This window comes from Carboxylicivirga fragile, from assembly GCF_050589805.1.
In the GTDB taxonomy this organism is placed as follows: Bacteria; Bacteroidota; Bacteroidia; order Bacteroidales; family Marinilabiliaceae; genus Carboxylicivirga; species Carboxylicivirga fragile.
The window spans coordinates 120,715-133,290 of sequence record NZ_JBNGOY010000002.1; the positions used below are offsets into that span (position 1 = coordinate 120,715).

At 38.1% G+C, this 12,576-nt stretch carries 14 protein-coding genes and 1 riboswitch; of the genes, 13 read left to right on the forward strand and 1 reads right to left on the reverse strand.

Annotated features, from left to right (window positions below; translation table 11 throughout):
- Positions 1-3 precede the first annotated feature (3 nt).
- The 7 genes from ACRD7B_RS01495 (at position 4) to ACRD7B_RS01525 (ending at position 5,705) form a co-directional block, all read left to right on the forward strand.
- On the forward strand, positions 4-594 hold the full coding sequence (locus tag ACRD7B_RS01495; protein WP_430822677.1) for a YeeE/YedE thiosulfate transporter family protein: 591 nt from the start codon (positions 4-6) through the stop codon (positions 592-594).
- Positions 595-670: 76 nt separating this feature from the next.
- On the forward strand, positions 671-1,291 hold the full coding sequence (locus ACRD7B_RS01500) for a rhodanese-like domain-containing protein (protein ID WP_430822678.1): 621 nt from the start codon (positions 671-673) through the stop codon (positions 1,289-1,291).
- Positions 1,292-1,467: 176 nt separating this feature from the next.
- Positions 1,468-1,597, forward strand: a riboswitch (molybdenum cofactor riboswitch).
- 61 nt (positions 1,598-1,658) lie between these two features.
- On the forward strand, positions 1,659-2,189 hold the full coding sequence (locus ACRD7B_RS01505; protein WP_430822679.1) for a hypothetical protein: 531 nt from the start codon (positions 1,659-1,661) through the stop codon (positions 2,187-2,189).
- Positions 2,159-3,361 (forward strand): molybdopterin molybdotransferase MoeA, encoded by a 1,203-nt coding sequence (locus tag ACRD7B_RS01510; protein WP_430822680.1) that lies wholly within the window; start codon positions 2,159-2,161, stop codon positions 3,359-3,361. Before ACRD7B_RS01505 ends, ACRD7B_RS01510 begins: the two co-directional genes overlap by 31 nt.
- Positions 3,345-4,145: a GTP 3',8-cyclase MoaA gene (locus tag ACRD7B_RS01515; RefSeq protein WP_430822681.1), complete on the forward strand. Its 801-nt coding sequence runs from the start codon at positions 3,345-3,347 to the stop codon at positions 4,143-4,145. Before ACRD7B_RS01510 ends, ACRD7B_RS01515 begins: the two co-directional genes overlap by 17 nt.
- Positions 4,146-4,288: 143 nt before the next feature.
- Entirely contained in the window at positions 4,289-4,738 is a 450-nt protein-coding gene (moaC, locus tag ACRD7B_RS01520; protein WP_430822682.1) for a cyclic pyranopterin monophosphate synthase MoaC, read from the forward strand.
- A 37-nt stretch (positions 4,739-4,775) separates the two neighbouring features.
- The gene (locus ACRD7B_RS01525) at positions 4,776-5,705 is read left to right on the forward strand and encodes a molybdenum cofactor synthesis domain-containing protein (protein ID WP_430822683.1); all 930 of its coding nucleotides are present in this window, start codon (positions 4,776-4,778) and stop codon (positions 5,703-5,705) included.
- Between the two features lie 45 nt (positions 5,706-5,750).
- Here ACRD7B_RS01525 and ACRD7B_RS01530 read toward each other — a convergent pair whose 3' ends face one another.
- A complete protein-coding gene (locus ACRD7B_RS01530; protein ID WP_430822684.1) occupies positions 5,751-6,266 on the reverse strand; it encodes a tetratricopeptide repeat protein in 516 nt (171 codons plus the stop codon).
- Positions 6,267-6,567: 301 nt separating this feature from the next.
- On the opposite strand from ACRD7B_RS01530, the gene ACRD7B_RS01535 reads away from it, so the two are divergent.
- From ACRD7B_RS01535 to ACRD7B_RS01560, 6 genes are all read left to right on the forward strand, one after another.
- The gene (locus ACRD7B_RS01535) at positions 6,568-7,962 is read left to right on the forward strand and encodes a PQQ-dependent sugar dehydrogenase (protein WP_430822685.1); all 1,395 of its coding nucleotides are present in this window, start codon (positions 6,568-6,570) and stop codon (positions 7,960-7,962) included.
- A 25-nt stretch (positions 7,963-7,987) separates the two neighbouring features.
- A complete protein-coding gene (locus tag ACRD7B_RS01540; protein WP_430822686.1) occupies positions 7,988-10,048 on the forward strand; it encodes a TonB-dependent receptor in 2,061 nt (686 codons plus the stop codon).
- 416 nt (positions 10,049-10,464) lie between these two features.
- Positions 10,465-10,950 carry a Pycsar system effector family protein gene (locus ACRD7B_RS01545; RefSeq protein ID WP_489685653.1) on the forward strand — a complete coding sequence of 162 codons (486 nt, stop codon included), beginning with the start codon at positions 10,465-10,467 and terminating at the stop codon, positions 10,948-10,950.
- A gap of 5 nt (positions 10,951-10,955) precedes the next feature.
- Positions 10,956-11,321, forward strand: coding sequence for a cupin domain-containing protein (locus ACRD7B_RS01550; protein ID WP_430822688.1), 366 nt, complete (start codon positions 10,956-10,958; stop codon positions 11,319-11,321).
- A gap of 92 nt (positions 11,322-11,413) precedes the next feature.
- Complete coding sequence (locus ACRD7B_RS01555) at positions 11,414-11,779, forward strand: PKD domain-containing protein (RefSeq protein ID WP_430822689.1); 366 nt, start codon at positions 11,414-11,416, stop codon at positions 11,777-11,779.
- Positions 11,780-11,807: 28 nt separating this feature from the next.
- Positions 11,808-12,566, forward strand: coding sequence for a putative signal transducing protein (locus ACRD7B_RS01560; protein ID WP_430822690.1), 759 nt, complete (start codon positions 11,808-11,810; stop codon positions 12,564-12,566).
- The last annotated feature ends 10 nt before the right edge of the window (positions 12,567-12,576 follow it).

Sequence of the window (12,576 nt, forward strand, 5' to 3'; positions counted from 1 at the left end):
GATATGGGACCTTTAGTTGTATACGAAATAATATCAGCAAACACTAATCTTGTGATGGCTTTCATCATAGGTATTGGATTTGGCTTTGTACTTGAAAGCAGTGGCTTTTCATCATCGCGCAAACTTGCAGGCCAGTTTTACGGTTACGATTCTACTGTGCTTAAAGTATTTTTTACGGCCGCCGTTGTGGCCATGTTAGGTTTATTATTTTTCAGCCTATTTGGATGGATCGATTTAAGCCTTATATACATTAATCCTACCTTTTTATATTCGGCCATGGTTGGTGGTGCCGTTATGGGTGTTGGATTTATATTGGGTGGATTCTGCCCTGGAACAGCATTTTGTGCCTTATCAATTGGCAAACTTGATGCTTTGAGCTTTATTGGAGGTTTAGTAATTGGTGTATTGCTTTTCACCGAAGCATTTCCTTTGGTTGAAGAGTTATTTTATGCCGAAAACATGGGAACCCCAACCATCAATGAATTTTTAAACATGTCGCGTGGCACCTTTGGTTTAATATTAATCCTTATTGCACTTGGTATGTTCTTTGTCGCTGAATGGGCCGAGAAGAAATTCCCAAGAGAAGAATACTAAATAGAGTTTTAGATTGATTGACAATTACATTAACAACAAACTACTAGCTAATCGCTAGCAGCTAAAAGCGATAATCATGAACATGCGATTAAAATTAGCAATGGCCATAATCCCCCTGGGAATAATCATTGCTGCCGTACCCGAAAATACTACCCGACCTTATAAGTTGAATGCTGAGCAGATGCTTGAGGAGGTGAAGGAAGGCATGCAATTTGTTTCGCCAGATGAAGTTGCTCACATGTTGGTTCAGAAGGATCCTTCATTGCAACTAATTGATGTGCGCGACAAGGATAGTTACGACAAATTCCATTTACCTGGAGCCATCAATATTCCTTTAGCAGATATTCTATCGACGGAAAACGAAGACTATCTGAATCAGGATGTAACGATGAATGTATTCTATTCAAATGGAGCAACATCGGCCAATGAGGCATGGATGATAACGCGTCAGCTTGGATACATCAACAACTATGTGCTTCAGGGTGGATTAAACTATTATGCCGAAACCATCATGAATCCGCAGAAGCCCAAATCAACGAGCCCTGATGATGAGTTTGCACGTTACGATTTCCGACAAGGAGCTAGTGCGGCTTTAGGTGGTGGTAATTTAAATGCGGCCACTGAAAGTGCTCCAGCTGCAGCTAAGCCAGTAATTAAAAAGCGTAAGAAAAAGAAAAGAGTTGCTGGTGGTTGCTAACCCGCTAATCATCTTTTTTTCTGAATTGCGTCGTCAATGCGGGTTAACCCCGACATAATTGCACTTAATTTTGAGCATCAAAATTATTAGTAAAACTTAGTCGGCATGCAACTTGTGTTTTTTTAAAAAAATATTTGGGCTAATCAAGCTTAAAAACATAACTTAGCAATAAGTTGTTAAATATAAATCTCCGAGCTCTTAAACCTTTAAAATGGTTTGCTAGCCGATGGGTTAAACCGGAAACAGTTTAGCCTCCCGATTCCGTTACATCGGAATAATTTGGAAAGGAGAGATTAGGATAAAAGCATTAATTAAATGCCTGATCTCTGCGTATACGTAAGAGTCAGGCATTTTTTAGTTTATAAACATGGTATTAAATAATTATCTGCTCATTGCCGGAAATGGTCGAAATGTTGGTAAAACATGGCTAAGCGAACTGTGTATACGCGAGCTTGCCAAACAGCATGATGTCATCGCTCTTAAAATTGCATCGCATGCACATGCAATTAACGAAGACATTGAACAGCTTGCAGGTAAAAACAAACAATGGATGATTGGCTTGGAAACCAATCGTAATTCATCGAAAGATAGTGCACGCATGCTGAAAGCCGGTGCTGCCCTTGCCTATTATGCCCAATTAAATAATGATGCCTTTTTACCTGATTTACTTCAATGGTTGAAAGAAAATATCAAAGCTGATCAGCCTGTTATTTGTGAATCATCCGCCATTGGTCGATTTATTAAACCCGGCCTGGCCTTTTATGTGGAAGATCATAGCAATAGCGACAAAACTTGCGCCTGGGATTTTCCCTTTAGCACACAGCAATCGCAGCAAAATAGAATTATTAACCCTCCAAGTACAATCAGATGGGAAAAGAACAGTTGGCAAATAAAATAATTAGCATCGATGAGGCCAAAGCCATTGTTGAAAGTGTTGTTACAGCTCTAAGTACAGAAAAACTACCTCCCCATCTGGCCATAGGGCGTAATTTAAGTTCTGAGGTCATAGCTACGGTGTTTATCCCGCCCTTTAACCGTTCGGCCATGGATGGTTTTGCATGCCGCTTAGAGGATTTATCTGAACCACTAAAAGTACTTGGCACCATTGCTGCAGGCGAAAGCTCAAATATCACACTTAATAAGGGAGAATGTTTGCGTATCATGACTGGCGCACCTGTGCCCAAAGGCGCAGATACAGTTATCATGGTGGAACACAGCGAAAGCATAGATGAAAATACAATTCGCTTCACGAAGGATAAAACAAAATCAAACATCAGCCCCAAGGGCAACGACCTAAAGCCAGGTGATGTATTACTGAAGGCTGGTAGCATCATCAAATCACCTCAAATAGCATTACTGGCTTCCTCGGGCATAAGTGAAGTAAATGTTTACCAACAGGCAAAGGTCGGCATCATCTCTTCAGGCAGCGAATTGGTTGAACCTGGTAACGCTTTGCAAGAGGGGCAAATATACAATAGCAATGGCCATCAACTAACATCACGTTTAAACGAGTTGGGCATAGTAGCTAATAATTATGGTGTTAGTGTTGATGACTATGACTTACTAAAAACAAACATAAGCGAAGCCATCACTGCCAATGATTTATTGCTTATTACGGGCGGCGTGTCGGTTGGCGATTACGATTATATTCCCGCCATTGTTGAAGAACTAGGTTTTGATATTCATTTCTCAAAACTGCATGCTAAACCAGGCAAACATACCCTTTTTGCTAGCAAAGAGAATAAAGTAATACTGGGCCTTCCGGGCAACCCTGTTTCCACACTTATACAATTTGAAGAATGCGGCCAGTGGATATTAAAAGCTTTTGCAGGGAGTACACATCAAGCCTTACGCATTAAATCACAGATGGCATGTGACTATTCGCGTAAGAAAAGCGATCGTTACGAGCTATTGCCTGTCATCATTAATGAAGAAGGACAGGTTAAAACAATCGAATATCACGGTTCTGCCCACATGCAAGCGATAACTGAAGCCAATGCCTTGCTTGAGATACCCATCAATATAAACTCATTAAAAAAAGGAGAAAGCGTGTATGTTAGACCCTTTTAAGCGACATATAAATTATTTACGTATCTCGGTCACCGATCGTTGTAACCTTCGTTGCCGCTATTGCATGCCCGAGGAAGGCATTGATATGATAGCGCACGAAGATATTCTGAGCTTTGAAGAAATAGAAGATTTGGTGCGACTGAGTGTTGAACAAGGTGTTACAAAGATTCGCTTAACAGGAGGTGAACCCTTAGTGCGAAAAGGCATCGTTAACCTGGTTCAAATGATTGCAAATATCGAAGGCGTTGATGATTTGGCCATGACCACCAATGGTATTTTACTTGAGGCGATGGCAACAGATCTAAAGGATGCCGGCTTACAGCGCGTTAATATCAGCCTCGACACTATGGATGCCAAGAAATTTAAACACATAACACGAGGTGGCGATATCAACAAAGTATTTGCAGGCATTAGCGCTGCTCAGGCAGCAGGATTAAATCCAGTAAAGATAAATTGTGTGGTTCGTAATTCGGGCGATGAACCCGATGCCAAGGAAGTAGCTGCTTTTTGTAAGGCTAATAATTTATCCATCCGTTACATTCATCAGATGAATCTTGAAGATGGTTCCTTTTCGAAGGTTGAGGGTGGTGAAGGTGGCAAATGCGATACCTGCAACCGAATACGCCTGACCGCCGATGGCACCTTTAAGCCTTGCTTATTTAATGAGGCTGGCTACAATACCAAAACGCTGGGAAATAATGAAGCATTTAATCAAGCCATAACCAACAAACCTAAATCGGGAACAAAAAATAAAAGTGGTCGCTTTAATCAAATAGGTGGTTAAAAAAATGAAACACTTGACACTATTAACAAAATTAGAACTAAACATATGGTGCGAAATAAAAATATAAAACCTCTGTGTCTTTGCGCCTCTGCGTTAATTTATCTTTTATCTTAATACTTATATCTTGATACTATTTAATAAACATGAAAAATAAACTATCACACATAGATAAAAAAGGAAAAGCCAACATGGTAGATGTGGGCGATAAAGCCATTCAGAAACGAAGTGCCAAAGCCTGTGGTTTTATTCAACTCAACGAAGAAACATTAGAGCAAATAAAGGAGAACAACAATAAAAAAGGCGATGTGCTTACGGTAGCTGAAATAGCTGGCATACAAGCCGCCAAAAGATGTTCTGATTTAATTCCACTTTGTCATACACTTCTATTGAGTAAAGTAGCTGTGACATGCGAACTTAAAAGCAAAGGCGTTTATGTTCATTCCGAAGTAAAATGCAAAGGAGAAACAGGTGTAGAGATGGAAGCTCTTACTGCGGTTAATGTGGCTTTACTTACTGTCTACGACATGTGTAAAGCAGTGGATAAAAACATGGTGATCACTGACATCAAGCTACTTGAGAAAAAGAAAAAATAGTAACCCAATTCTGGCGATAAAATAATACAATTATATCATGCAAATAAAAGTTTTAGCTGTTAATACTTCCGAAAAGAAAGGCACTGTTAAAAAACCGCAAGATCAAATCACGCTTGATGCCAATGGTGTTATAGGTGATGCACACAGTGGCCCCTGGCACCGTCAAGTCAGTTTATTGGCTACCGAAAGCGTGAAGAAGTTTGAGAAGGACGCCAAACGAGAGATTAAGCCTGGCGAGTTTGCCGAGAACATCACAACCAGTGGAATAGAGTTGCATAAACTTCGTCCTTTTGATAAGTTGATAGGGCAAAACATAGAGTTAGAGGTAACACAAATTGGTAAGAAATGCCATGGCGATAATTGCAACATCTTTAAAGAGGTTGGTAACTGTGTGATGCCCAAAGAGGGCATTTTTGCGCGTGTATTAAAAGGTGGTACTTTACAAGCCGATGATTCTTTTATGTATTTTCCACGTACCTTCAAATGTCAGATTATTACCATGAGCGACAGAGCCTACGCCGGCGTGTATCATGACAAAAGTGGCCCCTTGCTGAATAAACTATCTGCCGAATATTTCGAGAAACAACAATATCCTGTTGAGATTTCAAACCTAATTTTACCCGACGATAGCCGCATGTTGGAAACCACGCTTCACAGTAGCATTGGCGATAGTATCGACATTGTATTTATTACCGGAGGTACGGGTATTGGTCCCAAAGACATTACTCCTGAAACAGTTCGTAAAATAATAGATAAGGAGATACCAGGTATCATGGAGATGATTCGCATGAAATATGGACAAGGCAAACCAGGTGCTTTATTAAGTAGAAGTGTTGCAGGCTTAGCGTCCAAAACATTAATCTACGCCATTCCAGGAAGCCCCAAAGCAGCGAAAGAATATGCTGATGAAATATTCAAGACCTTTATGCATTGTGTGAGAATGATTGAAGGGATTGATAGTCATTGAAAAAAGCTGCTGGCTGCTAGCTAACAGCCAGCAGCATTTTTTATTTTATATTCTACTTAAGTTAGCTTGTAACATCTTCACTTGCTCACGAAATGCCTTGCTCTTATCCAATTTCTTCACATCGGCCAGGTATTTCTTAGCAACTCCTTTTTGACGCTTTTGCATAGCTGCAGCTGCCAATTGTAATTTGGCCATTGCTACATCATGATCCATCTTTAATCCGGTTGAAATGGCCTTTTTAAAGAATTTTTCTGCTTCGTTTAGGTTTACCTGACTATTCACAACACCATTTAGGAAATAATAATAGGCCAGTTGTCGCTTAATTAAACTTTCCTCAGGCTTTTTAAGCATTGCCAAAAACTTCCCTGCCGTGGCTAGTTTCTCTTTGCGTACAAACCAGAATGCCATTACTAATTTCTCATTTTTGAAATAACTTAAAACTGCCAAGCCAGATAAAAACACCAACAATAATCCCGTTCCGATATTTCCCTCAATAAACTGCCAAACCGCTGCGGCCATTGCTAGTGCCGCTATAACAAATCGTAATATTTTAGATATCATCTCTTTTATTTTTTTAGGGTCGTAAAGATAATATTACATAGCACAATCAGTCAAAAAAAATGTGCATTTAAGTGGAATGGCATTAACTTTTTTCATTATTTAAAAAGTAGGTAAAGCATGGCGTTAGAAAATTTCAACTACCCGATCCAAGAGTTGGTTTCCAGGTTGTGATGGTAGTCGAAGAATTATAAGCGATCTGAGCTAACAATTTTATGTCGAACTCAGGTTATTAAGAACCAGTTTCATAACAAAATACTTTTCTGCTTGTTATTAAAGGAGGTTTCCATCAAACTTTAATGACATGAAACAGATAAGTTATATCCTCATTGCTCTTTTTGCCATTAACATAAGTTGCTCGTCCAAAAAGAAAAAAGAACAACTTAAGGATGAAGGGCAAGTTCTTTATAATAATTACTGTGTTGGTTGCCACAACGAGAACAAGTCTCCTTTTACCCAAAGACAATGGCTATTTGGTTCATCTAAAGATGAAATAAGCAATAGCATAAAACATGGTAGAGTGTCCTACGGCATGCCTGCCTTTAGTCAAGGTTTAAGTGATGAACAAATTGAGCTATTGAGCTCATACGTCCTGTCGCTCAGCTTACAGAAGAATAACACGAATACTGATATAGCGTCGGAAAGCGAACTTATTAAAAGTGAAGAACAAAACTTTAAAATAGAAACAATTGTTGATGGACTGGATATTCCCTGGGGACTTGAGTTTCTACCAGATGGCAGTTTATTGATTTCGGAACGCAATGGTGATTTACTAATACTTACCCCGGAAGGCCAATTGACTAAAGTTGGTAATGTGCCAAAAGTACTAGCCAAAGGTCAGGGTGGTTTACTCGATTTAGAATTGCACCCTGATTACAATAATAATGGGTGGATTTACCTGGCTTATTCAAGACCTAGTGACGCAGATGACAAAAAAGCAAATACTGCTATAATGCGTGCTCGCTTACAAGGCCAACAACTTATTGACAATGAGGTTATTTTTAAAGCTACGCCCGAAACAGATAAACGCCACCATTATGGCTGCAAATTAGAATTTGACAAGGATGGTTACCTGTATTTCTCTGTTGGCGATAGAGGTAATCGTGATAGAAACCCCCAGAGTTTGGATAACGACTGTGGTAAGATTCATCGCATCCATGATGATGGAACGGTTCCAGTTGATAATCCTTTTATAAGCAATAAAAATGCTCGTGCTTCCATCTATTCCTATGGCCACCGCAATCCGCAAGGCGTATGTATGCACCCCGAAACAGGTCAAATTTGGACCGATGAGCATGGGCCAAAAGGTGGCGATGAGATAAATCGTATTGAAGCAGGTAAAAACTATGGTTGGCCTGTCATCTCATTTGGCATCAACTACAATGGTACCACTTTTACCAACGATACAGCCAAAGTGGGCATGGAACAACCTTTACACTATTGGGTTCCAAGCATCGCGCCATGCGGCATGACCTTTGTTAAAGGCGACCGCTATCCTAACTGGAAAAACAATATTCTCACTGGCTCACTTCGCTTTAAGTATCTGCATCGGGTTGTATTGGATGGAGACAAAGTAATACATGAAGAAAAGCTACTTGAAGATATCGGTCGGGTTAGGAATGTAGAAATGAGTCCTGATGGATACATTTATGTGGCTGTTGAAAAGCCCGGTAAAATTTTAAAACTCATTCCGCAATAATGCCATCTAATTCTAAGCTCAATAAATGGGTATAATACTGAAAGCCTATCGATTACTTATTACTTGCTGCTTATTACTGCTGGCATTTATTAGCCAGGCACAGATAAGTTCAATTTCACAAACAGACACCTTAGCTCATCGTTACAAGCTTGATGAAATAACAGTTAATGCACCCATTAATGTGTTATCTATCAAACAATGGCCGGGAAGTGTGGCTGGAATAGATTCATTGGAGTTAACAAGGGGAAACTCTTATATACTGGCACAACAACTCAACAAGGTACCGGGTGTTTTAATGCAGCAAGGCACCTTAAGTACCAACCGTATCACCATTCGTGGTATTGGTTCGCGCACGCCTTATAATAGTAATCGGATAAAAGCCTACTGGGGGAATATCCCTTTAACCGATGGTGATGGAGTGACCTCAATAGAAGATATTAGCTTCAATGACATTCCTGCTCTTCAAGTACTAAAAGGACCTTCATCAGCTTTATACGGAGCGGGCTTAGGCGGTGTCATTTTAATCGATCCCTGGATATCTACTCCAAGTAAAAACCAAATCAATTTTCAAAGTGAGGTAGCCAATTACACCACTTTCTCAAATCAACTATCGGCCAATTTAAAACATCAAAAAGGATTCACTACCATTTCGACTAGTCACTTATCGAGCAATGGCTATCGAAACAATAGCAAATACAAACGCTATAATATAAGTTTGAAAGGAAAGTATTTTCTGGGCAAAAACACCCTGCATTATTTGTATAACTATCGCTATCTAAACGGACAAATACCTAGCTCCTTGGACAGTACTGATTTTTATAATACGCCTGAAAAAGCAGCTGCGTCGTGGGCAGCAATACGTGGATATGAAGAGGCCAATCGACATATTGCCAGCCTTGAATTAGCTACACAAATTAATTCCAAATTCTATCATTCTGTTGCTTTATTCAGTACTTTTTCAAATCTGGATGAATTACGCCCCTTTAACCAACTTGATGAATCAAAAAAGTCAATTGGCTTAAGAGACCAATTGTCCTATTCTCACCATTCACTTCGTTTGGAAGCCGGCTTTGAACTCATGATCGAAAATAATAACGTGAACCTGTATGGTGTAAAAGAGTCAAATGATGGCCAACTATTAAGTGAGGCAAAAATAAAACGGCAATACGTTAACATATTTGGCCTGGCTGAATATACCGTGCAGGATAAACTACTGGTACAGACCGCTCTCAACATCAACCAAACCCGATACCAACATCAAGATCTTAAAACAAATACTAAGCTTAATCATTATTACCCTTTTGTGTTCTCTCCACGTATGGGCCTGAATTACCAACTCAGTTTATCTTCTCATTTATATGCGGCCGCAGGCCATGGCTTCTCTACCCCTTCGGTTGAAGAAGCTCAAATGCCGGACGGATCGTTTAATGAAGCAATAAAGCCCGAGGAAGGTTTACATTTTGATCTGGGTTATCGCTTCAATTCTGAAAATGATAAAACCAATGCTGAATTGACGGCCTACTGGATGCATATGTCGAATCTGCTGGTTACTAAACGGGAAAGTGAAGAGCAATTTTATGGAATTAATGCAGGTAAAACGATTCATCGAGGTATTGAAGCGCAGTTTAAACAGAGCATCATGTTTGGCAATTCTTCTGAGCTTTTGCTCAGTTCATCCTACTCGCAATCTATAAATACCTTTGAAGAATTTATTGACAAGGGCAATAATTATAAGGGCAATGACTTACCAGGCATTCCAAAATTTTCGGCCTATTTAGGTGTCAACTATAGGATCAATAGAACGAACATCCATCTTAACTATCAACATTGGGGAGAGCAATACCTAAGAGATGATAATAGTAAACGCTACGTGGGTTTTGGAGTACTTGTTGGTAAAATCAGTCAGGCCTTTACTTTGGGAGCATTTACAGGTCAACTCTACATTGGTGCCAATAATATTCTAAACAAGCACTATGCCTCTATGGTGCTCATCAATGCACCTTCTTTTGGCAATAAGCAGCCTCGATATTACTACCCGGCTTTACCATTTAATATGTATGGTGGAATTAGCATTAAGCTATATTAATTACGTTCTTATATTATTAATTATAGCTTGAAATAATTAGTATCTTGCTAACCCATTAAACCAACCTAACATTATGAAAAAAATGATGTCAACACTCATCCAAATGAATATTTTATCTCAGCTCATTGATACTAACATGGATAAACTTAGTAATTACTTGTATCCAAACCTTTTTGTTTAGACCGAAGAAAGCAAACAGTTATGTATGCTATATATACGTAATGTTATTGCAAATGAGAATCAGTTGGTACAAGTCTATGAGAATTTCATTGAAGAGCATATTAAAACGGTACAGTAGGGTAATGCTTTTTATATAAATACTATCAAATGAATGAAGTATAATAATCAATCGAATAAATAAAAAAAAACGGAAGAAAAAAAATGAAAAAGCGAAGGACTTGGAGCATATAAAGTTTTTGATTCAACAAACAGAAGAAAGAATCAAAATGGTCGATACGAAAGCATCAATCTTAATTGCCTTTTTTGCAATTCTATTTGGCAGTAATGAATTAATAAAATCATTAATATCATTCTTTAGTGTACCAACGCTTATAAATGTTATACTTGGTATTCTTCTACTATTATCTTTTATCTTTCTTATTTTAACCATCCGACCGGTTAAAGGATGGCAATTATTATGGGATTTTAAAAAAAGTGGCAAAAAAGAAAGAGCTACAAATAATAGTTTCTGGCTGATGTCTGAGAGTCAAGTTGATCAATTCAATTTTGATCATATATTCAATTACAATGAGAGTTATTTGATATTGTTCAAGGAGTTGTGTAAAAGGCGTATTCTTAAATATGCACATTACAGGCGATCAATGTGGTTTCTTAGAACAAGTATTATAGTTTTTATTGGCTATTTGTTTTATTATGCAGGCCATATGATCTTTAAAGGATAAGGACTTTGACTATTAAAACAGTTAATCTAAAAGACAAATTTGATGCATTTTCTGATTATTGGAATCCGAAAATTGTGGGAGAGCTAAATGGACAACTGGTTAAGTTGGCTAAGTTCAAAGGCGAGTTTATGCTTCATCAACACGAGCACGAAGACGAAATGTTTCTAGTGATTGAAGGTAAGCTAATGATGGAATTAGATGATAAAACACTGCAAATAAACGCAGGTGAATTTGTGATTATTCCAAAAGGCACCAATCATAAACCAATGGCTCTTGGCGAAGTAAAGGTGCTTTTATTTGAACCAGATACTACTGTAAATACGGGAAACACAGAGAATGAATTCACTGTAAAAAAGCTTGATGAGATTTAAGATCAGAAAATAAAAGAAGTGTTACAAAAATGCCAATTAATGAAATTGAAGAAGTAATAAAGGTAATTGATAATCGAAACCTTAAATCATAAATGAAACAAATATTAATTACAATATTAAGCCTTATCATTCTAGGCTGTGAACTGGAAGATAACCTAACCATAAAAGCATGTCAAGGAATCACTAACGAAGGTGAAATAAAAATAAATGAAGAAGTTATTTTTACAAATTGCTCGGAAAACGCAAGCTTTTACATGTGGAATTTTGGAGATGGTAATGTATCAACATTAAAGGTCCCAAGTCATATTTATCTGGAAGCTGATACATATATTATTGAGTTAGCTGTTCAAAACACTGTGTTTGAAGATTTAAATGGTGATGGACTGATTAATACTGATGATATAGTAAGAAGAGGTTCTGATATTTCGAGTATGCTAATTACTATCGCCTCAGAGTGAGAATAAACCCGAGAGCCCTATAAACCAAATGGAATTAAAGACAGTATTCGTATCAAATAGCCCAATTGATTGCCACATTTTAAGAGGGCGATTAGAGAGTGATGGACTGGATGCATTCATCTATGATGAAAACATTGTGTGGGTTGATCCTTTTAAAGCAGTTGCAATTGGTGGCGTTAAACTAAAGGTCCCATTCGATCAAGTTGAGAAAGCCATCAATATCATGAGCGCAATTAAAGATGGTCACCTTGCTGATGAGCAAGGTCAATATGATATCAAAACCGCTCTTGATTCGGTAGCTGCTCGTCAAAACAAAATATTAGAGCTGAAATACAAGTTTAGACAAGATGCTAATTTTCTTGATCAAGAAAAATCAATTAAATGGGATAGTTTATCGCCTCAAGATATTGCCGATACTATAACTGACGAAAAGGAGTTTGCCGCTTTAACCAAGAAAGCTTTCAAGTTTGAATGGGAACAGTTTTTTTTCGAGCTATTCGACTTTGAAAGAAATTTCTTTAAATATCTACGTCCAAGACCAACAACTTACTTTCTGGATAAAGATTTAGTTGATAAGTTTCACAAAATAGGAAATGAAACAGCGACAAAGTTCTGTCCTCGTTGCCAATCAGATAATGTCAGTTATGGCTATGCGATCGACTACAAATGGGACATTCCATATCTGATACTATCATTCTTAGTTATTATTCCATTTCCTTTAATACGAAAAAAGAACCATTGTTTTGCTTGTGGCTCAAACTTTAAGAACATTAATAGTACACCCTAAACTAATTTAA